Source organism: Pseudomonas sp. BW16M2 (genome assembly GCF_014268865.1).
In the GTDB taxonomy this organism is placed as follows: Bacteria; Pseudomonadota; Gammaproteobacteria; order Pseudomonadales; family Pseudomonadaceae; genus Aquipseudomonas; species Aquipseudomonas peradeniyensis.
On sequence record NZ_JABWRI010000016.1, the window covers coordinates 74,212 to 96,043 of the forward strand.

General features: G+C 66.3%; 21 protein-coding genes and 1 riboswitch. Of the genes, 6 read left to right on the top strand and 15 right to left on the bottom strand.

What is annotated here, in order from left to right:
• Positions 1-25: 25 nt before the first annotated feature.
• Together HU735_RS15945 and HU735_RS15950 are read right to left on the bottom strand one after the other, a co-directional pair.
• On the bottom strand, positions 26-1,231 hold the full coding sequence (locus HU735_RS15945; RefSeq protein WP_186714279.1) for an RtcB family protein: 1,206 nt from the start codon (positions 1,229-1,231) through the stop codon (positions 26-28).
• Between the two features lie 39 nt (positions 1,232-1,270).
• Positions 1,271-2,401 (bottom strand): slipin family protein, encoded by a 1,131-nt coding sequence (locus HU735_RS15950; RefSeq protein WP_186714280.1) that lies wholly within the window; start codon positions 2,399-2,401, stop codon positions 1,271-1,273.
• A 598-nt stretch (positions 2,402-2,999) separates the two neighbouring features.
• On the opposite strand from HU735_RS15950, the gene rtcR reads away from it, so the two are divergent.
• Entirely contained in the window at positions 3,000-4,583 is a 1,584-nt protein-coding gene (rtcR, locus tag HU735_RS15955; protein WP_186714281.1) for an RNA repair transcriptional activator RtcR, read from the top strand.
• 36 nt (positions 4,584-4,619) lie between these two features.
• Positions 4,620-4,761: riboswitch (FMN riboswitch) on the top strand.
• A gap of 80 nt (positions 4,762-4,841) precedes the next feature.
• Positions 4,842-5,492 carry a 3,4-dihydroxy-2-butanone-4-phosphate synthase gene (gene ribB, locus HU735_RS15960; protein WP_186714282.1) on the top strand — a complete coding sequence of 217 codons (651 nt, stop codon included), beginning with the start codon at positions 4,842-4,844 and terminating at the stop codon, positions 5,490-5,492.
• Between the two features lie 62 nt (positions 5,493-5,554).
• Here the strand turns inward: ribB and HU735_RS15965 are convergent, their stop codons facing one another.
• Genes HU735_RS15965 through HU735_RS15975 form a run of 3 tightly spaced genes read right to left on the bottom strand, consistent with a single transcriptional unit; the run spans position 5,555 to position 9,291 of the window.
• Entirely contained in the window at positions 5,555-6,748 is a 1,194-nt protein-coding gene (locus HU735_RS15965) for an SGNH/GDSL hydrolase family protein (protein ID WP_186714283.1), read from the bottom strand.
• Between the two features lies 1 nt (position 6,749).
• The gene (locus HU735_RS15970; RefSeq protein WP_238349832.1) at positions 6,750-7,889 is read right to left on the bottom strand and encodes an SGNH family hydrolase; all 1,140 of its coding nucleotides are present in this window, start codon (positions 7,887-7,889) and stop codon (positions 6,750-6,752) included.
• Positions 7,876-9,291 carry an MBOAT family O-acyltransferase gene (locus HU735_RS15975; RefSeq protein WP_189657055.1) on the bottom strand — a complete coding sequence of 472 codons (1,416 nt, stop codon included), beginning with the start codon at positions 9,289-9,291 and terminating at the stop codon, positions 7,876-7,878. The genes HU735_RS15970 and HU735_RS15975 overlap by 14 nt, the downstream gene beginning before the upstream one ends.
• 220 nt (positions 9,292-9,511) lie before the next feature.
• Here HU735_RS15975 and HU735_RS15980 point away from each other — a divergent pair, with 220 nt between their 5' ends.
• The 4 genes from HU735_RS15980 (at position 9,512) to HU735_RS15995 (ending at position 14,713) form a co-directional block, all read left to right on the top strand.
• Positions 9,512-9,754: an exodeoxyribonuclease VII small subunit gene (locus tag HU735_RS15980; RefSeq protein ID WP_186714284.1), complete on the top strand. Its 243-nt coding sequence runs from the start codon at positions 9,512-9,514 to the stop codon at positions 9,752-9,754.
• Entirely contained in the window at positions 9,751-10,638 is an 888-nt protein-coding gene (ispA, locus tag HU735_RS15985; protein ID WP_186714285.1) for a (2E,6E)-farnesyl diphosphate synthase, read from the top strand. Before HU735_RS15980 ends, ispA begins: the two co-directional genes overlap by 4 nt.
• 237 nt (positions 10,639-10,875) lie before the next feature.
• On the top strand, positions 10,876-12,771 hold the full coding sequence (gene dxs / locus HU735_RS15990; RefSeq protein WP_186714286.1) for a 1-deoxy-D-xylulose-5-phosphate synthase: 1,896 nt from the start codon (positions 10,876-10,878) through the stop codon (positions 12,769-12,771).
• Between the two features lie 76 nt (positions 12,772-12,847).
• Positions 12,848-14,713 carry a TonB-dependent receptor gene (locus HU735_RS15995; protein WP_186714287.1) on the top strand — a complete coding sequence of 622 codons (1,866 nt, stop codon included), beginning with the start codon at positions 12,848-12,850 and terminating at the stop codon, positions 14,711-14,713.
• On the opposite strand, the gene HU735_RS16000 is transcribed toward HU735_RS15995, so the two are convergent.
• The 10 genes from HU735_RS16000 to HU735_RS16045 form a co-directional block, all read right to left on the bottom strand.
• The gene (locus HU735_RS16000; protein WP_186714288.1) at positions 14,691-15,503 is read right to left on the bottom strand and encodes a cobalamin-binding protein; all 813 of its coding nucleotides are present in this window, start codon (positions 15,501-15,503) and stop codon (positions 14,691-14,693) included. The two genes, HU735_RS15995 and HU735_RS16000, sit on opposite strands and share 23 nt — an antisense overlap.
• Positions 15,503-15,922 (bottom strand): hypothetical protein, encoded by a 420-nt coding sequence (locus HU735_RS16005; RefSeq protein ID WP_062575335.1) that lies wholly within the window; start codon positions 15,920-15,922, stop codon positions 15,503-15,505. The genes HU735_RS16000 and HU735_RS16005 overlap by 1 nt, the downstream gene beginning before the upstream one ends.
• Positions 15,919-16,536 carry a GTP cyclohydrolase II gene (ribA, locus tag HU735_RS16010; protein ID WP_011531972.1) on the bottom strand — a complete coding sequence of 206 codons (618 nt, stop codon included), beginning with the start codon at positions 16,534-16,536 and terminating at the stop codon, positions 15,919-15,921. The genes HU735_RS16005 and ribA overlap by 4 nt, the downstream gene beginning before the upstream one ends.
• 222 nt (positions 16,537-16,758) lie before the next feature.
• Positions 16,759-17,496, bottom strand: coding sequence for a transporter substrate-binding domain-containing protein (locus tag HU735_RS16015; RefSeq protein ID WP_186714289.1), 738 nt, complete (start codon positions 17,494-17,496; stop codon positions 16,759-16,761).
• 16 nt (positions 17,497-17,512) lie between these two features.
• The gene (locus tag HU735_RS16020) at positions 17,513-18,016 is read right to left on the bottom strand and encodes a phosphatidylglycerophosphatase A (RefSeq protein ID WP_023632630.1); all 504 of its coding nucleotides are present in this window, start codon (positions 18,014-18,016) and stop codon (positions 17,513-17,515) included.
• Entirely contained in the window at positions 18,013-18,969 is a 957-nt protein-coding gene (thiL, locus tag HU735_RS16025) for a thiamine-phosphate kinase (RefSeq protein WP_186714290.1), read from the bottom strand. Before thiL ends, HU735_RS16020 begins: the two co-directional genes overlap by 4 nt.
• A gap of 18 nt (positions 18,970-18,987) precedes the next feature.
• Positions 18,988-19,488: a transcription antitermination factor NusB gene (nusB, locus tag HU735_RS16030; protein ID WP_028690278.1), complete on the bottom strand. Its 501-nt coding sequence runs from the start codon at positions 19,486-19,488 to the stop codon at positions 18,988-18,990.
• Entirely contained in the window at positions 19,485-19,961 is a 477-nt protein-coding gene (gene ribE / locus HU735_RS16035) for a 6,7-dimethyl-8-ribityllumazine synthase (protein WP_003255395.1), read from the bottom strand. The genes nusB and ribE overlap by 4 nt, the downstream gene beginning before the upstream one ends.
• 91 nt (positions 19,962-20,052) lie before the next feature.
• Positions 20,053-21,144 (bottom strand): bifunctional 3,4-dihydroxy-2-butanone-4-phosphate synthase/GTP cyclohydrolase II, encoded by a 1,092-nt coding sequence (ribBA, locus tag HU735_RS16040; protein WP_050703586.1) that lies wholly within the window; start codon positions 21,142-21,144, stop codon positions 20,053-20,055.
• A gap of 18 nt (positions 21,145-21,162) precedes the next feature.
• Positions 21,163-21,828, bottom strand: a complete 666-nt coding sequence (locus HU735_RS16045; protein WP_186714291.1) for a riboflavin synthase — start codon at positions 21,826-21,828, stop codon at positions 21,163-21,165.
• Between the last annotated feature and the right edge of the window lie 4 nt (positions 21,829-21,832).

Below are 21,832 nucleotides of genomic sequence, written 5' to 3' on the forward strand. Positions count from 1 at the left end.
TACAGGGCGCCACACGGCGCCCGTTTCAACCTTTCACGCACACCACCTGGCGCAGGGTGTGCACCACTTCGACCAACTCCCGCTGGGCCTGCATCACCGCATCGATGTCCTTGTAGGCCATCGGGATCTCGTCGATCACATCCTTGTCCTTGCGGCACTCCACATGGGCGGTGGCGCGCTGCTGGTCCTCGACGGTGAAGCGGCTCTTGGCCTTGGTACGGCTCATCACCCGGCCTGCGCCATGGCTGCATGAGCAAAACGATTCCTCGTTGCCCAGGCCACGGACGATGAAGCTCTTGGCGCCCATGGAGCCGGGGATGATGCCCAGCTGGCCCTTCTGCGCCGACACCGCGCCCTTGCGGGTCACCAGCACCTCACGGCCGAAGTGCTGCTCCTTCTGCACATAGTTATGGTGGCAGTTGACCGCCTCGAGGCTGGCCTCGAACGGTTTGCCCAGCACCTTACGGGTGGCGGCGACCACCGCCTGCATCATCAGCTCGCGGTTGTGCCGGGCGAAGTCCTGCGCCCACTCGACCGCCTCGACATAGTCGGCGAAGTGCCGGCTGCCTTCCTCGAAATACGCAAGGTCGCGGTCCGGCAGGTTGACCATGTGCTGGCGCATGTCGGCCTGGGCCAGTTCGATGAACAGGTTGCCGATGGCATTGCCCACACCACGCGATCCGCTGTGCAGCATGAACCAGACCCGGTCGGCCTCGTCCAGGCAGACTTCGATGAAATGGTTGCCGCCACCCAGCGTCCCCAGGTGCTGGCGGTTGTTGGTCTTCTCCAGCCGCGGGTGCTTGTCGGTGATCGCCTTGAAGCGCCCGGCCAGGCCGCTCCACACCTGGTCGGCCTGGTTCGGCACAGTGTCCCAGGCACCCTGGTCGCGACGGCCGAAGGTCTTGCCATGGGGCACGGCCTTCTCGATGGCCGTGCGCAGACCGTGCAGGTTGTCCGGCAGGTCGCGGGCGTGCAGCGAGGTGCGCGCGGCGATCATGCCGCAGCCGATGTCCACGCCCACCGCCGCCGGGATGATCGCGCCCACGGTGGGGATTACGCTGCCGATGGTCGAGCCCTTGCCCAGGTGCACATCCGGCATCACCGCCAGGTGCTTGAAGATGAACGGCATCTTCGCCGTGTTCATCAGTTGCTTACGGGCGTCGTCCTCGACCGGCACACCGTCGGTCCACAGTTTGATCGGCTTGCCGCCCGCCACTTCGAGTATGTTCATTGCCTTGTTCCTTGTTGCGCTACGTCGTGTCGCAAAGGGTCAACCCGCCTTGAGGCTGACCATTCCATTCAATACCTGATCCAGGCCACCGAACACCGAAATCCGGTCGATGCGCTCGGCCACCCGCTCCAGGGTTTCCAGTTCCTTAAGGCGCAGGGCCGTCGGGTTGCCTTCCATCACCTTGGCGGTGTTGAGCAGCGAACGGGTCGCCTGGGTTTCCTCGCGGCGCCGGATCACGTTGGCCTGGGCTGCCTTTTCCGCCTCCACCACCTGTGCCAGCAGGGTCTTCATCTCGCCCGGCAGGATGATGTCGCGCACCCCCAGGCTGCTCACCTCCAGGCCACTGCCTTGCAGGTGCGCCAGCAGGTGCTCGGTGACGCTACCGTCGATGGATTGCTTGTCTTCCAGCAGCTCGTCGAGGGTGCGGGTACCCACTGCCGCACGCAAGCCGAACTGCAGCTCGCGGTACAGGTGCTCCACCGGTTTGCTCATCTGCCCGTGTGCACCGAGCACATCGGTGTAGCGCCAGTTGGCCACCAGGCTCAGGCGCAGGCTGACCTTGTCGCGGGTAAGGATCTCCTGGCCGTTGACCTCCAGCGCCTGCAGGCGGGTATCGACCATCTCCACCGCTACCTGGCTGCCGCAGCGCCAGTAGCCATGCCGGCCTGGCTCGAGCAACCCGGCCACCACGCCATCGATCTTCAGCACGCCGACATGGAAGGCCGGCACCAGCGCCAGCAGGACCAGGTCCGTGCCGGCCACGCCGGGGCGGTTCAGGCGAACCACCAGTTCGTCGTCCAGGCGCCGTCCTTGATCAAGGTCGATGCGCTGCAAGCCATGTTCGACCTGACCTTTCCAGTACAGGCGGCGGCTGTCCGGGGCCAGCAACTCGACCAGGCGGCCGTCCTCGAAGCGCAGGCCGGCCTCGTGCGGCGCCAGGTCCGTTGCTTCGAAATACTGCTCGACCAGTGCCGGCTCATGCCCACGCAGGTATTGCGCCAGCGGGTGGTCAAACAACGGGGATTGGAGGCTGAAGGTGGTCACCGTCAGCCGGTCTTGCCAGTCGAAACGCTGGTACTGGCCAGGCTCGAGGATCGACACGAAATCGCCTTCGCTCATCAACAGGCCGCGTTCGTTTTTCTTCACAACAAAGCGTTTCAACAGTTTCATCTTGCTCATCCTTTTCCAATGTCCTTGAGTGCCGGGGTCGCCAACCCAGCGGGCGTCGCGAGCGAAGCCTGGCGGAGTCCGGGGCCGGGAGCGTTGCTCCGGCGGCCACCATCGTTGCGCCAGGCCCGGCCGGCGAGCCGGGTGGGCCAGCGGTGGGCCAGGCGTCCTTCGCAGTGACGGGCCGTCCTGGCCCTGCTTGCGTTGCCTGTGCCCCACCGGCGGGTGTTGCGGTTACAGCTACCTTAGGAGGGTAGTGCCGGGGCGTTGCCCGGCGAGCGTCTGCGCCGGCCTTTCCAGGGGCCCAGCGCAGCAATGACCGGTCGTTGCGGCGGCGGCATGCACGACACCGACACCTGAAGGTGGGTACGTGCACCGGCGGGGGGTTCCCCTGTCCCGAGGGCCTGCCTGGCGATGCGGTCGAGTGGGATATTGCGAGCGGCGTGCCAGGTTTTCATTCGGCACTGATGAAATCATCTAACTAATTGTTTTATATAGGTTTATTTTTATCTGATTAATTTACGCACAGCTCGAATCACACATGGACATTCAATTTTTCGTATACCATTAGATAGAAATTTATCTCTTAGGATAATCAAGGATGAGCAAGCCTCTCGTCGCCATCGGCTTCCTCGGCACCACCCTCGACCGCAACGGCAAGGGCGCCGCACGCTGGAACCGCTGGCGGCCGACCATCGGCCTGTGCCAGCAAGCCGACCTGTCCCTGGACCGCCTGGAACTGATCCACGGCCCCAGCGCACGCGACCAGAGCCTGGCCGACCGGATCCGCGGCGACATCCAGCAGGTCTCACCCGGCACCGAGGTGCGCCTGCACCCGCTGGCGCTGCGCAACCCGTGGGACTTCGAGGAGGTCTACGGCGCCTTGCACGACTTCGCCAGCGGCTACAGCTTCGACACCGAGCACGAGGACTACCTGGTGCACATCACCACCGGTACCCACGTCGCGCAGATCTGCTGGTTCCTGCTCACTGAGGCACGCTACCTGCCGGCGCGCCTGGTGCAGACCTCGCCCTCGCGCAAGCAGGACGAAAACAGCGACCCGGCCGGCATCGCCACCCTGATCGACCTCGACCTGTCGCGCTATGACCCGATCGCCTCGCGCTTTCGCCGCGAGCAGGTCGAGGGGCAGTCGCTGCTCAAGTCCGGCATCGCCACGCGCAACCCGGATTTCAACCGCACCATCGAACAGATCGAGCGGGTCGCCCTGCGCTCGAAGGCCCCCATGCTGCTGGTCGGCCCGACCGGCGCCGGCAAGTCGTTTCTTGCCCGCCGCGTCCATGAGCTCAAGCGCGGGCGCCATCAGCTGGGCGGACGCTTCATCGAAGTGAACTGCGCCACCCTGCGCGGCGACGGCGCCATGTCGACCCTGTTCGGCCACGCCAAGGGCGCCTTCACCGGCGCCCAGAACGCCCGCGACGGCCTGCTGCGCGCCGCCGACGGCGGCATGCTGTTTCTCGACGAGATCGGTGAACTGGGCGCCGACGAACAGGCCATGCTGCTCAAGGCCATCGAGGAAAAACGCTTCTTCCCGCTGGGCGCGGACCGCGAAGTGGAAAGCGACTTCCAGCTGATCGCCGGCACCCACCGCGACCTGCGCGCCAAGGTCGCCGACGGCTCGTTCCGCGAGGACCTGTTCGCCCGCATCAACCTGTGGACCTTCGCCCTCCCGGGCCTGGCCGCACGCCGCGAGGACATCGAGCCGAACCTCGATTTCGAGCTGCAGCGCCATGCCCGCGAACAAGGGCGCCAGGTGCGCTTCAACCTCGAGGCCAAGCGCCGCTACCTGGCCTTCGCTCATGCCGGCGAGGCCCGCTGGGCCGGCAACTTCCGTGAGCTGTCGGCGTCGATCACGCGCATGGCGACCCTGGCCGACAGCGGGCGCATCGATGAGGAAATGGTCGAGGAGGAGATTGCCCGGCTGCGCTATGCATGGGGCCTGGAGTCGGCCAGCGAGCCACTTTTGGCCGACCGCGCACTCGACCTGTTCGACCAGGTGCAGTTGCAGGCGGTGATCGACGTCTGCCGCCGCGCACCGAGCCTGTCAGAAGCCGGGCGTCAGCTGTTCGCGGTATCGCGCCAGGAGAAGGCCAACCCCAACGACGCCGACCGCCTGCGCAAATACCTGGCGCGCTTCGGGCTGGACTGGCAGCAACTAAAGTCGTAGGGCTTGCCAGCCCGCTGGCGCAGTGCTGTATGCTTGGCCGGTCTTCAGGGCGGGGTGAAAGTCCCCACCGGCGGTAAATCGAAAGATGAGCCCGCGAGCGCCCCGGCCATGCCGGGGGTCAGCAGACCTGGTGAGATTCCAGGGCCGACGGTCATAGTCCGGATGAAAGAAGGCGTTTGGCAGGGGCCGTCCAGGCGCCCCTGCGCGCGCATTTTGTTCGCCCCGAGACGTTCATCGATCATTCACGAGGAGCGTTTCATGTCCACCATGCACCACAAGCATTTCCCCAATGTCAGCGCCGCCATCGCCGCCTTCCAGGCCGGGCGCCCCGTGCTGCTGCTTGACGACGACGACCGCGAGGACGAAGCCGACATCGTCGCCGCCGCCGAGAACCTTTCGCTGCAGACCATGGCCATGATGATCCGCGATTGCAGCGGCATTGTCTGCCTGTGCCTGGACGAAGCCACCGTCGATGCCCTGCAGCTGGCGCCGATGGTGCAGAACAACCAGGCCCGCCATGGCACCGGCTTCACCGTCACCATCGAGGCCGCCGAAGGGGTCAGCACCGGCGTGTCGGCGCAGGACCGCATCACCACCATCGAAGCCGCGCTGCGCTCGACCGCCCAGGAACGTCATATCGTCAGCCCGGGCCATGTGTTCCCGCTACGCGCTCGCGATGGCGGCGTGCTGACCCGTCGCGGCCACACCGAAGGCTCGGTGGACCTGGCCCGCCTGGCCGGCCTGCGCCCGGCGGCGGTGCTGTGCGAACTGATGAACCCCGACGGCAGCATGGCCCGCGGCGAGCAGGTGGCGGTGTATGCGCGGCAGTACAACCTGCCGGTACTGACCATCGAGGAACTGGCGCGCTATCGCGAGGCGATGGTCGAGCTGCAGGCCGAGCCGGCCTGATACCTGAGCAAGCCCGCCCCGATCACCGTGGGAGCGGGCTTGCCCCGCGATGAGGCCAGGCCTCAACGCAACCCCAGCGGCCCCTTCAGAAACTCATACAACCCCGCCGCACTCTTGCGATAGCCATCAGCCGTCAGGTGCACCAGATCCGGCCGCGCCAACCCACCCGCCTGCCAGCCGGCGATCGAGCATGGCCCGCCCATGAACCCCTGCCAATCCCAGAACAGCGCCTTATGCTTGTGCGCCATCTGCTTCTGGATACGGATCACCGAGGCCAGCGGTTGTGGCTGGCGCGCCGCACAGCTGCGCGCCTTGCGCTGTTTGATCGAGTCCGGTGGACCGACCAGCAGGATCGCCGCCTGTGGCAGGTCCTTGCGCAGGCCCGTGAGGGTTGCGTCCAGTTGCGTCTGGTACAGCGCCAGGTCGAGCTTGTCGTCGAACGCTTCGTTGGTACCGTAGGCCAGGATCACCAGGTCAGGCCGCACGGCCTTGAGGCTGTCGCGCCAGCCCGGCTGCCACTTGTCCACCACGTCCAGGCGCGCACCGTTGATGCCCAGCGCCGAGTAAGTCACCCCGGCATTCTTCTGCCCCTGGATGTACCAGCCCCCCAGGGCGACACCCCGGCCACCCTCGACACTCAACTGCACCGGCAGGCCGACATTGGCGTAGGCCGGGCTGAAGCGCCACTGGCCATTGCTGGCCGGCAACACCCGGCGCTGGCCGCCATTGACGAAGAGGCTGGCGCTGGTGGTCGACTGGTACAACGCCGAGACCTTGTAGCGCTGGCGGTCCTCATCACGCGCCTGCAACACGACACTGGCGCGATTGGCCAACGGCAGCGACAGGTAGCCCCCCAACGGGAACTGCTGGCTCTGCTGGTTGCGCGCCGACACCAGCTCCCACTGGCGCTTCTCGCTCTTGATGATCACCCGGTCGTTGCGGATTCCCGGCACCGGCGAAGCCGGCACCAGGCCGATGCCGCCATCGCCGTAGCGCGCCTGCAACAGCTTGCGCAGCTCGCCGCTGAACAGGTCGGCGGCGGTGTGCGAGTCACCCAGCTGGACGATGGCAACCGGTGCCCGGCCAGCGTTGCGCAGCTTGCCGGCGAGCAAGGCGAGGTTGCCGTCCTGGCGGGCGGCTGGCGCGGCGGCGGGCCGGGCCGTGGGCTGGGCGCTCACGCTGTTGGCGCCGGTACTGCAACCCGGCGCGGCGCTGATCAGCAGGGCCAGGCCCAGCAGGTGATGCCATTGGCGCATCTCAATGTCCTGTAACGGTCAGGCCCGGGAAGCTGATCAGCGACAGAACCTGTTCGGCGATCATCTTCTGGCCTGTGATGGTGAAATGAATGCCGTCGTCGACCCGCACCTTGACCCGCTTGCCCTGCGGTGTCTGCACCGTATACGAGAAGTTGGCGTCGGCGTAGCCGAGGATCGGGTTGGCCGACACGTAGTGCTGGCCGAACAGCGCGGTCTGCTCCTGGTACAGGCCGCTGAGATAGCCCATGGCCGTGGACAGTCGCGCCTTCTCCATGTTCGGCGGCCCGACCCAGATCACCTGCACGTTGTGCGCGCGGGCCTGCTCGAGGATCGAATCGATGCGGGCGCGGTAGGCGAGCTCCCACTCCGGCGACTTGAAGCGCAGGAACGGCTTGCCCTTGCCCTGGGGCATGTCCCAGGGGTCGTTAGGGCCGAGGAACACCACCATCAGGCGCACGTTCGGTTCATGGTCGAGGGTGTCGGCCACGGTCTTCGGCCAGTTGAAGAAGCCCGGGTAGGCAAGGCCGGTGCTCTGCTTGCTGAGGTTGACGGTACGGATCTGGTAGCGCTTGCGCAGGCTGTTGGCCAGGTGCGGCGCCACGCCCTGCATCAGCGAGTCGCCGACCAGGAACACTTCGTCGCCAACGGCCAGCGAAGCCACGGTGCCCGGCTGCAGCAATGCCGGTGCCGGAGTGGACGGTGCAGGCTGGGCGACGATGACAGGGGCTGGCACATGAACCGGCACAGGCGTCGGCTGCACATGCGCGGGCGTCGACACCGGTGGCAACGGCTTGGCCACGGCCGCCGGGGTTTCAAGATCGACCGTGACCACCGGCAACGGTGCAGGCAGCACCTCGACCGCCGGCCCCTCCTCGGCCAGTTGCGGCGCGGACAGCAACTGCTCGAGCAGGTCATCGCGCTGCGCTTCCAGCATCGCCGTCAGCTGCGCCCCCGCGCGCCAGGCAGGCATCTGGCCCAGCAGCGGTATCTCGCAGCTCTGGTGGTATTTCTGCTGGCAGTAGAGCTTGATCGAGTCCTGGTTCAGCCAGAACAGCAACGCGGTGGTGACCACGATCGCATACAAGCCACGGGCGGCGCCCATCTGCACCTGGAACAGCTGTTTGCTATCAGAAGCTTGCATAGATGAACCCCGGCACGCCCGACTGCGAAGCGAAAATCACCAGCGACACACCGACCCCGAGCGGGATCGGATACAGCTGCCACGGCAGGCGCTGGAACAGCGCGCCACTCTGGCGCAACAGCGCCAGCCATTGTGGATAACTGGCCACGAACAGCACGCAGGCCAGCAGCATCAGACCCGTGGCACTGTTCAGCCCCGCCAGGCTCAGCTGGCCGATGTCGCCGAGCATCTCCAGCGCGCCGTCCAGCGTCGGGCTGCGGAAGAAGATCCAGGCGAAGGCCACGTAATGGAAGGTCATCAGGCGCGCCAGCAGGCCGGAACCCGGCAGCCGGGCGAAGCCCGGAAACCACTGGCTGAACAGCTTGGAAATGGCCAGGCCGACGCCATGCAGGGCGCCCCAGATGATGAAGTTCACGCTCGCCCCGTGCCACAGGCCGGACACCAGCATCGCCAGCAGCATGTTCAGGTTGCCGCGCCATGCGCCCTTGCGGTTGCCGCCCAGCGGGATGTACACGTAGTCGCGAATGAAGCGCGACAGGCTGATGTGCCAGCGCCCCCAGAATTCCTTGAGATTGTGCGCGGCGTACGGCGCATCGAAGTTGTCCGGCAGACGAAAGCCCAGCAGCAGGGCGATGCCGGTGACCAGGTTGGTGTAGCCGCTGAAGTTGAAGTAGATCAGCAAGCTGTAGCCGTACACGCTCAACAGCACCTGCTCGGGGCTGGCGCTGCCCGGGGTGTCGAATACCGGGTCGACCCACTCGCTGCCCAGCCAGGCACTGAGGAAGAACAGCTTGACCACCGCCATGGCGATCAACCCCAGCGCCCGCTGCGGCTCCAGCACCTGGCGCATGGCCGGTGGGCGGATCTGCGGCAGCATGTGCAGGGCGCGGTTGACCGGCCCGGCCACCAGGCTGGGGAAGAACGCCAGGTACAGGGCCAGGTCCAGCGGCGCCGCCGGCGCCAGCTCCCGGCGGTTGATCGACACCAGGTAGCTGACTGAATGGAAGGTGTAGAACGACAGCCCGATCGGCACCAGCACTTCCAGCAACGGCAGCGACACCTCGAACCCGGCCGTCGCTAGGGCGCTCTGGGCGCCGCCGACGAAGAACTCCTGGTACTTGAACAGGTAGAAGCAGCCCAGCACCAGCATCAGCAGCAACACGCGACTGAACCAGCGCCTGGGATAGCGTCCCGCCAGCAGGCCGAGCAGGTACACCAGCGCACTGTAGCCCAGCAGGATATACAGCGACTGCAGGCTGAAGCTCGCCACCAGGCCATAGCTGGCGGTCAGGAGCAGCAGGTTCTGCAACCGCACGCTCCAGCACAGGCTCCAATAAAGCATGAAGAACAGCGTGAAACAGAGGCCGAATTCGATCGAGAGGAAGCTCACAACGTAGTCCATTACATGACGTCGGGAAGAAAGGTCCCTGACCCGCAGGCCAGAGCGCGCGGATTATGGCAGAGGGCCGTCACCCCCACAATTCGATTGCTTCGCGGATTGCAAGATGGCTCACACCGAACAAGTGCAACAAAATGCGACGAACGATAGGCCCATGCAATTTGCTCCCCCTGCCCCGCTCTGCTAGTGTCGCGCCGTTCTGAATGCCACCGAGACAGTCGCCATGGCCCGCAAAAAAACCTCCATCGATTTCGAACAATCCCTCGCCGACCTGCAAGCCCTGGTCGAACGCCTGGAGAACGGCGAACTGTCGCTGGAAGAGTCGCTGGCCGCCTTCGAGCAGGGCATCGCCCTGACCCGCGATTGCCAGGGTGCCCTGGCCCAGGCCGAGCAGAAAGTACAGATCCTGCTGGAGCGTGACGGCGAACTGGCCGCCCAGCCGTTCGACACGGAGCCCGAGGCATGATCGCCCAGTACCAGCAGAGCGCCCAGGCACGGGTCGACGCCGCCCTCGAACCGCTGTTCCAGGCGCCGTCGAAGGAGCTCGAACGCCTCTACGCCGCCATGCGCTACAGCGTGATGAACGGCGGCAAGCGCGTGCGTCCGCTGCTGGCCTATGCCGCCTGCGAAGCCTTCGGCGTGCCGCCCGAGCATGCCAACGGCGCGGCCTGCGCGGTGGAGCTGATCCACGCCTACTCGCTGGTGCATGACGACCTGCCGGCGATGGACGACGACGACCTGCGTCGCGGCCAGCCCACCACCCACAAGGCGTTCGACGAAGCCTGCGCGATTCTCGCCGGCGACGGCCTGCAGAGCCTGGCCTTCAGCGCCCTGCTCGACCCGCGCCTGAGCCCGCAGGCCGACGCCATCCGCCTGCAGATGGTCCAGGCCCTGGCCAGGGCTGCCGGCCCCGCCGGCATGGTCGGCGGCCAGGCCATCGACCTGGGCTCGGTGGGCGTCAAGCTCGACCAGCAAGCCTTGGAATACATGCACCGGCACAAGACCGGCGCGCTGATCGAAGCCAGCGTGCGCCTTGGCGCCCTGGCCAGCGCCCGCGCCGATCAGGCCCAGCTCGATGCCCTGCAGACTTATGCACAGGCCATCGGCCTGGCGTTCCAGGTGCAGGACGACATCCTCGACGTGGAGAGCGACACCGCCACTCTGGGCAAGCGCCAGGGCGCCGACATCGCCCGCGACAAGCCGACCTACCCGGCGCTGCTCGGGCTGGAAGCGGCCAAGGCCTATGCCCTGGAGCTGCGCGACCAGGCGCTGGCCGCGCTGGAGAGCTTTGGCGACAACGCCGAGCCTTTGCGGGCGCTGGCCCGCTACATCGTCGAGCGCCGCCACTAAGGCCTGACACATCCCCCTGTAGGAGCGGCCTTGTGTCGCGATAGGGGTGCGCAGCAGCCCCGGGATTTCAGCCTTGACGCAAAGATTGCCGGGGCCGCTGTGCGGCCCTTTCGCGACACAAGGCCGCGCCTACAGGATCTCTGCCGCACCGGTGGCCCTCATACACCCGTCCGAATGGGCAGCTTTTCCTACAATGGGGTAAACTGCCGCGTCTTCACACCTATAACGACACGCCTGATGCCCACGACGTTTCAAGAGATCCCCCGCGAACGCCCGGTCACGCCATTGCTGGACCGCGCCGACACGCCCGCCGGCCTGCGCCGGCTGGCCGAAGCCGACCTGGAGACCCTGGCCGACGAGCTGCGCCAGGACCTGCTCTATACCGTGGGGCAGACCGGTGGGCATTTTGGTGCAGGCCTGGGCGTCATCGAGCTGACGATCGCCCTGCACTACGTCTTCGACACCCCGGATGACCGGCTGGTGTGGGACGTCGGCCACCAGGCCTACCCGCACAAGATCCTCACCGGCCGCCGCGAGCGCATGCTCAGCCTGCGCCAGAAGGACGGCATCGCCGCCTTCCCGCGCCGCAGCGAGAGCGAGTACGACACCTTCGGCGTCGGTCATTCCAGCACCTCGATCAGCGCCGCGCTGGGCATGGCCATCGCCGCCCGCCTGCAGAACGATCCGCGCAAGTCGATCGCCGTGATCGGCGACGGCGCGCTGACCGCCGGCATGGCCTTCGAGGCGCTGAACCACGCGCAGGAAGTGGATGCCAACATGCTGGTCATCCTCAACGACAACGACATGTCGATCTCGCGCAACGTCGGCGGCCTGTCCAACTACCTGGCCAAGATCCTCTCCAGCCGCACCTACGCCAGCATGCGCGAAGGCAGCAAGAAAGTGCTGTCGCGCCTGCCCGGGGCCTGGGAGATTGCCCGTCGCACCGAAGAGTACGCCAAGGGCATGCTGGTGCCCGGCACCCTGTTCGAGGAACTGGGCTGGAACTACATCGGCCCGATCGACGGCCACGACCTGCCGACCCTGATCGCCACCCTGCGCAACATGCGCGACCTCAAGGGCCCGCAGTTCCTGCATGTGGTGACCAAGAAGGGCAAGGGCTTCGCCCCGGCCGAGGTCGACCCGATCGGCTACCACGCGATCACCAAGCTGGAGCCGGCCGACAAGCCGGTCGCGCCGAAAAAAGCCAGCGGGCCAAAGTACGCCTCGGTATTCGGCCAGTGGCTGTGCGACATGGCCGCCGCCGACAACCGCCTGGTGGGCATCACCCCGGCGATGAAGGAAGGCTCGGACCTGATCGACTTCAGCGAACGCTACCCCGAGCGCTACTTCGACGTCGCCATCGCCGAACAGCACGCGGTGACCTTTGCCGCGGGCATGGCCTGCGAGGGCGCCAAGCCGGTGGTGGCGATCTACTCCACCTTCCTGCAACGCGCCTATGACCAACTGATCCACGACGTGGCGGTGCAGGACCTCGATGTGCTGTTCGCCATCGACCGCGCCGGCCTGGTCGGCGAGGACGGCCCGACCCATGCCGGCGCCTACGACCTGTCCTACCTGCGCTGCATCCCCGGCATGCTGGTGATGACCCCAAGCGACGAGAACGAGCTGCGCAAGATGCTCAGCACCGGCCACCACTACAAGGGCCCGGCCGCCGTGCGCTACCCGCGCGGCACCGGCCCGAATGCACCGATCAGCGGTGACCTCGAGCCACTGGAGATCGGCAAGGGCGTGGTCCGCCGCCAGGGCGGCAAGGTCGCCCTGCTGGTGTTCGGCGTGCAACTGACCGAGGCCCTGCAGGTGGCCGAGCAGATCGACGCCACCGTGGTCGACATGCGTTTCGTCAAGCCGCTGGACGAGGCCCTGGTACTGGAGATGGCCGCCAGCCATGAGTTGCTGGTGACCATCGAGGAGAACGCCATCATGGGCGGCGCCGGCGCCGCCGTCGGCGAGTTCCTGGCCCGCGAGGGCGTGGTCAAGCCGCTGCTGCACCTGGGCCTGCCGGACATCTATGTCGAGCATGCCAAGCCTGCGCAGATGCTGGCTGAGTGTGGGCTGGATGTGGCCGGGATCGAAGCCTCGGTCAAGGCCCGCATGGCCAAGCTAGGCCTTTAAGACCCAATCGCGGGGCAAGCCCGCTCCCACGAATGCCTGGCAGGTTTCGTGGGAGCGGGCTTGCCCCGCGATTGCAATGGAACTGCCCATGAAGATCCGCGCCCTCCCCCTGCTCTGCCTCCCCGCCGCCGCCCTGGCCGCCGAACCCTCCCGCGACGACGCCCTGAAGCTTCCCGACGTACTGATCAGCGCCAGCCGCCAGGTCGAGTCGCGCACCGCCACCAGCGCCGCCAACACAGTGTTCACCCGTGCCGATATCGACCGCCTGCAACCCAGCGGCGTCACCGACCTGCTCGCCCGCGTCCCCGGCGTGCAGGTGGCGCCCACCGGCGGTCGCGGCAGCCTGCCCGGCATCTTCATCCGCGGCACCAAGGCCGCCCAGACCCTGGTGCTGGTCGACGGCGTGCGCATCGCCAACGCCACCTCTGCCGACAGTGGCCTGCAGTTTCTCGACGTCGACCAGATCGAACGTGTGGAAGTGCTGCGCGGCTCGCGTTCAGCGATCTACGGCAGCGACGCCATTGGCGGGGTGATCCAGATCTTCACCCGTCGCGGCAGCGGCCAGGGCCTGCAACCGCGCCTGCGCCTGGCGGCCGGCAGCAATCAGACCTGGCAACGCAGCCTGGGGTTGTCGGGCGGTGATGGCGCGACCCGCTTCAACCTCGGCGCCAGCCTGGACGAGACCGCCGGCATCGATTCGACCGGACCGTCGTATGCCAGCGATGGCGACCATGACGCCTATCGCAACCGCTCGCTCAACCTGAGCCTGAGCCATACCTTCAACGAGCGTTTCGAGGCAGGTCTGAACCTGCTCGATAACCGTGGACGTCGTGAGTTCGACGAACCTCGTGGCAGCAGCCCGCAGATGCCCTACTCGAACTTCGCCGTCAGCAGCCTGGGCAGCTACCTTGACGCCCAACTGGCCGAGCAGTGGCACTCCCGACTGGAAGTGGCCCACAGTGAAAACCGCGATGACAGCCGCGACAAGCTCACGCACAAGAGCTCACCCTTCAACACCTACCGCGACCAGGTCACCTGGCAGAACGATCTGACCCTGAATGACGACAACAGCCTGGTGCTGGGTGGCGAGTGGTACGAGGATCGGGTACACGCGAGCACCGACTTCAACGAGGACAGCCGCTGGAACCGTGCAGCCTTCGCCCAGCACCGGTTCCAGGGCGAGCACTTCTCGACCGAGCTTGGCGTGCGCCACGACAAGAACCAGCAGTTCGGCGGCCAGACCACCTGGAGCGGCAGCCTGACGCTGCCGTTGAACGCCCGTAATGACCTGCTGCTGTCCTACAGCGAGGGCTTCCGTGCCCCGACATTCAACGACCTCTACTACCCGGGGTTCAGCAACCCTGACCTCAAGCCGGAGCACTCGAAGTCCTATGAAGTGCAATGGCGCAGCCAACTGACCGACAACAGCCGCCTGGAAACCTCGCTCTATCGCACCGACTTGCGAGACGCCATCAGTTACGACGTAGAGGCCAACAACATGGGCAACGTTGCCCAAGCCCGCATCAATGGCTTCGAGATGGCGCTGGAGCAGCAATGGGGGGGCTGGAAATCGCAGCTGGGATTGGCATTGATCGACCCGCGCGACCAGAAAAGCGGGCACACACTCGCTCGTCGTGCGCGGCGCACCCTGAGCCTGGATATCGATCGTCAATTCGACCGCTTCAATGTCGGCGCCAGTTGGCAGGCAGTCAGCGGCAGCTACAACGACGAAACCAACAACGCTCCCATCGGTGGTTATGGGCTGCTGGGTATTCGCGGCGGCTGGACGGCCACCCGTGAGCTGAAGGTCGACCTGAAGCTCGACAACCTGCTGGACAAGGGTTACAGCCGCACCCTGTACAACCATCAGGGGACTGACTACGGCTACCGCGAAGAAGGCCGCACCTGGCTGCTGAGCTTTACCTGGACCCCGACCCTCTAGCCTCCAGCAGCGCACACAGCCGGGCGGTGGCCTCGATCATCTGCCCGCTGGGCCGCTCCAGGCCCTTGTCCGGTACCACCAGCAAGCCTTCCTCCTTCACCGCGCTCAGCTGCGGCCAGCGACGCCAGCTGGCCAGCTGCGCCGTGTCACCCGCCAGGATCACCTCGGGATCGCGCAACAGCACCGACTCCACGCTGACTTGCGGCGCGGGCTGGGTCAGGTCATCGAACACATTGCGCCCCCCGCAGACGCGCAGGGCATCGCTGACCACCTGGCGCCCACCCAGGGTGTACAGCGGCTTGTCCCAGACCTGGTAGAACACCCTCAGCGGCGTGTCACGCCGATAGCGCTCCCGCAGCGCCTGCAGTCGCTCACGCAGGTCGGCGGCATAGGCGCGGCCCTGCTCATCCCGCCCGAGGCGCCGGGCAATGGCTTCGATCTGCTCGATCAACTGGTCGAGGTCGCCGGGCTCGCCACTGAACGTGGCGATGCCCAGGCGCTTGAGCTGGTCGCGCTGGGCCGGCGCGACGCTGCCGGGCCAGAGCAGCAGCAGGTCAGGCTTGAGACTGAGCAAGCGCTCCATGTCCAGCTGGCCATGGCGCCCGACCGAGGGCAGGGCCTGAAGGCTCGGCGGACGCTCACCCGCGTCCAGCAGGCCCACCAACAGGTCGCCGGCCTCCAGCTCGAGGACGATCTCGGTCATCGACGGTGCCAGGCTGACCACTCGCGGCCCGGCCTCGGCCAGGGTACCGAGGCACAATAAAGCGAGGGAGGCGAGAAACGCCCGCATCAGCCGAGCTGGCGCGGAATACGGTAGAGGTACAGCACCACGACGGTGGACAGGGCAAGGAGGATCTGCGGCACCGCCTCCAGCCCGACCAACACCGACAGCGCCGCGACCCAGGCCGGGAAGCAGGCGAACAGCATGGCCAGACGCCTGACCCGCGCCAACTCGATCCAGGCAGCGGGTTCGTCCGGCGTGCCCAATTGCTTATCGGTGGCGATCAACGCTCGCTTGTAGGCGCCGAAGCGCGGCAGGCTGAGGAACATGGTCGCGGCCCCGGCGATGAACAAGGGCATGGCCAGCACCGGGATCAGCGGTTCTCCAGCGCCGAACGCCCAGGCCATTATCGGCAATGGCAACAGGCCCACGGCCAGGTACTGCCACCAGGCCAGGGCCAGCCGCCGCTTCACCTCGCCGCGGGTCACGCCTGTGGCACCTCGCCCTGGTGCTTGTTGCCCATCATGTGGCCAAGCTTGTCGGCCTTGGTGGCCAGGTACAGGCGGTTGTGCGGGTTGTGACCGGTGTGCAGCGGCACGCGCTCGGCAACCTTGATGCTCATGTCGGTCAGCGCCTTGACCTTGCGCGGGTTGTTGGTCATCAGGCGCAGCGATTTCACGCCCAGGTGCTCAAGCATCGGCAGGCACATGGCGTAGTCGCGCTGGTCGGCGGCGAAGCCCAGGCGCTCGTTGGCCTCGACGGTGTCGGCGCCGCCATCCTGCAACTCATAGGCGCGGATCTTGTTCAGCAAGCCGATGCCACGGCCCTCCTGGCGCAGGTACAGCAGCACGCCACGGCCTTCACGGGCGATGGCCTGCAGCGCGGCTTCAAGTTGCGAGCCGCAGTCGCAGCGCTGGCTGAACAGCGCATCGCCGGTCAGGCACTCGGAATGCAGGCGCCCCAGCACCGGCTCGCCGTCCGCGATGTCACCCAGGCTGAGCACCACATGCTCACGGCCGGTGGCTTCGTCGAGGAAGCCATGCATGGTGAAGATCGCAAAGGGAGTCGGGAGTTTAGAGGCGGCAACAAAGACGACGGGCACGTTGTGCTCCTGGATAGTAGGATTTTTCAGATCGGCCGATTGTATCAGCAGCCCGGCGCAGGTGCGCAGGAGGAATATGGTGGCTTAAGATCGAAAAGTTCGATGCTTATGGACTCACAAGATTCCTGTGGGAGCGGGTTTACCCGCGAATGCGTTGGTTGTCTCACTGCAGCCTTCGCGGGTAAACCCGCTCCCACAGGGATGATGTCCAGCCTTGCGTTGTCAGTGGGGCTGACTATCGCTGGTAAACGGATACGGCTGCTTCCAACGCTCGAAGATCGGCTTCAACTCACCACTGCGCACCAGTTGCTCCATGCGCCGGTCGAACAGGTCGCGCAAGGCCTCGCCCTGCGCACTGCGGGTGAAGGCCAGGTACAGCGGCAGCTCGGCAACGTGGGTGCTGCGAAAACGCTGGGGCTCGGGCGCCTGTCCGAGCACATACTCGACCTCGGTCTGCGCATCGACGTAGAAATCCACCCGGTCATGCTCAAGCATGGGCAGGATCCCTTCGCGGCGCTGGACCTCGCGGAAATTGTGCACGTTCGGCAGGTAGCTGGCGTAGTCATAGCCACGCACCCAGGCCAGGCGGTACTGGCCGATGGTGTCCAACGTGGGCTGCGGCTTGCCGGCCAGACCCAGGGCGTAGATATGGTCCAGGTCGAAATGCCAGCGCGGATAGAGGTTGTCGTCGTTCTCTTCCTTGTACGAGCCGACCCAGGCATCCGCCTCGCCCCGTTTCACCAAACCGACCGAGCGGCTGTACGGCGCGCTCAGCACCTTGACCTTGACCCCGGCCGGCTCGAACACCTTGCGCAGCACGTCCCAGGCCAGCCCACTGCCATCGGCGTTGGTGTAGTCGAGCCACTCCTCGCTGACCAGGCGCACCTGCTGCTCCTGCGCCATGACGCCGGGCGCCGCGCAAAGCAGCACCCACGCCAGCAACACACTCCTCAAGGCCATCGCAACGCTCCTTGTATCAGGCCACCGCCCACACCAGAACCTGCATGCCCAACCAGGCGAACACGCCGGCCAGGATATCGTCGAGCATGATCCCGAAGCCACCATGCACATGGCGGTCGACCCAGCGGATCGGCCAAGGCTTGAGGATGTCGAAGAAGCGGAACATCAGGAACCCCGCCAGCAGCCACTGCCAGCCTTCCGGCACCAGCCACAGGGTGATCCACATGCCGACAATCTCGTCCCAGACAATGCCCTCGTGGTCGTGCACGCGCAAGTCGTTGGCCACCTTGCCGCACAGCCACACGCCGAACAGCATGCTGATGCCCAGCAGCAGCCAGTAGCCCCAGTCGGGCAGCATCTGCCACAGCGGGATGAACGGCAGCGCCACCAGCGAGCCCCAGGTACCGGGGGCCTTGGGCAGGGTGCCGGAGCCGAAGCCAAAGGCGATGAAGTGCCACGGGTTGCGCCAGACCGAAGGCGGAACGAACTCCGCAGGCACCTGGTTGGGGTGGTCGGTCACGGTGTCTCCCTGAAATGTTGATAGCCCCGCTGCACGGGGGTGATGTCCTGGCCCTGCGGGTCACGCAGGGTCACGCCCTGGCCTTGCAGCACACGCCCGATGACGTGCACCTCGCGGGCCAGGGAGGTCAGTGCGCTTTCCGGCAGGGTGAACGCCAGCACGTAGTCGTCGCCGCCAGTGAGCGCCGCCTGCACTGCCGCCTCGCGCCCAAGGAAAGCCTGTAAAGGTGCAGACACGGGGACCTGCGCCAGGTTCACCTCCAGCGCGACGCCGGACGCCTTGGCAATATGCCCGCAGTCGGCCAACAGCCCGTCGGAGATATCCAGTGCCGCCGTGGCCAGGCCGCGCAGGCGCTCGCCCAGCTGCAGCTGGGGCAAGGGCGACCAGTAGTGCTCCAGCAGCGGGCCGGCCACCTCGGCAGCCGCCTCGCGCTCGCCCAGCACCAGCGGCAAGGCCCCCGCCGCGTTACCCAGGAAACCACCGACGCACAGCAGGTCGCCCGGCTGCGCGCCGCTGCGGCGCAGGGCCTGGCCTGCCGGTACCCGGCCGAACACGGTCACGGTGATGCTCAGCGGCCCACGGGTGGTGTCTCCGCCGATCAAGCTCATGCGACAACGGTGAGCCATGCGGCCGAGGCCATCGGCGAAGGCTGCCAGCCAGTCCGGGCCGACTTCGGGCAGGGTCAGGGCGAGGGTGAAGCCAATGGGCGTGGCGCCCATGCCCGCCAGGTCGCTGGCCGCCACGGCGAGCGAACGCTGGCCCAGCAGCAGCGGGTCGCAGACCGCAGGAAAATGCACAGCGGCCACCAGCGTGTCGGTGGAGATCGCCAGCTGCTCGCCGGCGGGCAGGTCCAGCAGGGCACAGTCGTCGCCGATCCCCAGGGCCACGCCCTCGCCACCCTGCGCACAAGGCGCGGCGGCGAAGTAGTGACGGATCAGCTCGAACTCACCCATGGCTGGTCAGCGCCGCGATCAGCGCTTGTTCGCCTTGACTTCCGCTTCACGCAGACGCGGAGCCAGCTTGTCCAGCACGCCGTTGACGAACTTGTGGCCGTCGGTGGCGCCGAAGACTTTGGCCAGTTCCACGCCTTCGTTGATGACGACGCGGTACGGCACGTCGACGCGCATCATGAACTCCCAGGTGGACAGGCGCAGCACGGCCAGCTCGACCGGGTCGAGTTCTTCCAGCGGCGTGTCCAGGCAAGGCTTGAGCGCCTCGTCGATCTCGACCTTCTTCGCCGGGACCCCGTGCAGGATCTCGCGGAAGTAGGCGCCGTCGACATCGGAGAAATCGTTATCGACCCGGAACTGCGCTTCCACTTCGTTCAGCGAGTGCTTGGCCATGTGCCACTGGTAGAGCGCTTGCGTGGCGAGCTTGCGGGCTTCGCGACGCTTGGCGCTCTTCGAGGGCTTGCCGGCATCCGCAGGTTTTGGATCGCGCGGGTTGAAACGATCGCTTTCGTCGCTAATCACTTGGCCTCCAACTGCGCCAGCAGACTGACCATTTCCAGGGCCGACAGGGCAGCTTCGGCACCTTTGTTGCCGGCCTTGGTGCCGGAACGCTCGATGGCCTGCTCGATGGAGTCGACGGTCAGGACGCCGAAGGCCACCGGAACACCGAACTCCATGGACACCTGGGCCAGGCCCTTGGTGCACTCGCCCGCCACGTATTCGAAGTGCGGGGTACCGCCACGGATCACTGCGCCCAGGGCGATGATCGCGTCATAAGCACCCTGCTGGGCGACTTTCTGCGCTACCAGCGGGATTTCGAACGCGCCCGGGGCACGGATGATGGTGATGTCGCTTTCGCTGACGCCGTGGCGTACCAGGGCATCGACTGCACCGCTTACCAGGCTTTCGACGACGAAGCTGTTGAAGCGGCCAACCACCAAAGCATAGCGACCTTTGGGGGCAATGAAGGTACCTTCGATGGTCTTCAGGGTCATTCCGGAGTTCTCATCTTCAAGAGCGAGGCCGCGCTGTGGCGGCCTCGGGAGGGTTTTGACTCGAGTCTATGGGCGATCAGGCCGCCTCAAGTCACTCGGAGGGCACGTATTCTACAACTTCCAGATCGAATCCGGATATCGCATTGAACTTCATCGGCGAACTCATCAGGCGCATCTTGCGCACGCCGAGGTCGCGCAGGATCTGCGAACCGGCACCGACGGTGCTGTAGGTGGTCGGCGCTTTCGCCGGGGCATCGCCCGCGCTCTCGCGGATATGCGCCAGCAGCACGTCGCCGTCCAGCGGGTGGCCCAGCAGCAGCACCACGCCGCTGCCGGCCTCGGCCACGGCGCTCATGGCCGCGCGCAGGCTCCAGCGGCCCGGCTGCTTGACCATCAGCAGGTCGCGCAGCGGGTCCATGTTATGCACGCGCACCAGGGTCGGCTCTTCGGCGCAGATCTTGCCCAGGGTCAGGGCCATGTGCACATCGCCTTCCACCGCGTCGCGATAGGTGACCAGGTTGAACTGGCCCAGCTCGCTCTCGATCGGCTGCTCGGAGACGCGCTGCACGGTGCGCTCGTGGATCATGCGGTAGTGGATCAGGTCGGCGATGGTGCCGATCTTCAGGCCGTGCTCGGCGGCGAACACTTCCAGTTCTGCGCGACGCGACATGGTGCCGTCGTCGTTCATCACCTCGCAGATCACCCCGCTCGGCTCGAAGCCGGCCATGCGCGCCAGGTCGCAGGCGGCCTCGGTGTGGCCGGCGCGAGCCAGGGTACCGCCGGGCTGGGCCATCAGCGGGAAGATGTGGCCGGGGCTGACGATGTCCTCGGCCTTGGCGTCCTTGGCGGCGGCGGCCTGCACGGTGCGGGCGCGGTCGGCGGCGGAGATGCCGGTGGTGACGCCTTCGGCGGCCTCGATCGACACGGTGAACTTGGTGCCGAAGCCCGAGCCGTTGCGCGGCGCCATCAGTGGCAGCTTGAGCGTCTCGCAGCGCTCGCGGGTCATCGGCATGCAGATCAGGCCACGGGCGTGCTTGGCCATGAAGTTGATGTGCTCGGGCAGGCAGCACTCGGCCGCCATGATGATGTCGCCTTCGTTCTCGCGGTCTTCGTCATCCATGAGGATGACCATTTTGCCCTGGCGGATGTCTTCGACCAGTTCTTCGATGCTGTTGAGCGCCACGCGGCACCCCCTTCTCAATCAGGATTTCAAGAAGCCGTTGGCGGCCAGGAAGCTTTCGGTGATGCCACTGCCTTTGTTCGGCTCGGCGGCCTTGTCGCCCAGCAGCAGACGCTCCAGGTAACGGGCCAGCAGGTCGACCTCAAGGTTCACCCGACGCCCTGCGCGGTAGTCGGCCATGATGGTTTCGGACAGGGTGTGCGGGACGATGGTCAGCTCGAACTCGGCGCCATCGACTTCGTTGACCGTCAGGCTGGTGCCGTCGACGGTGATCGAGCCCTTGTGGGCGATGTACTTGGCCAGCTCCTTGGGTGCGCGCACGCGGAACTGGATGGCACGGGCGTTATCGGCGCGCGAGACGATCTCGCCGACGCCGTCGACGTGGCCGCTGACCAGGTGGCCGCCCAGGCGGGTGGTGGGGGTCAGGGCCTTTTCCAGGTTGACCCGGCTGCCGCTCTTGAGATCGACCATGGCGGTGCGCTTGAGGGTCTCGACGCTGACGTCGGCCCAGAAGCCGTCGCCGGGCAGTTCGACGGCGGTCAGGCACACGCCGTTGACCGCGATGCTGTCGCCGAGCTTGACGTCGCCCAGGTCGAGCTTGCCGGTCTCTACGTAGACGCGCACGTCACCGCCCTTGGGGGTGAGGCTGCGGATGGTGCCGATGGATTCGATGATGCCGGTGAACATGGTG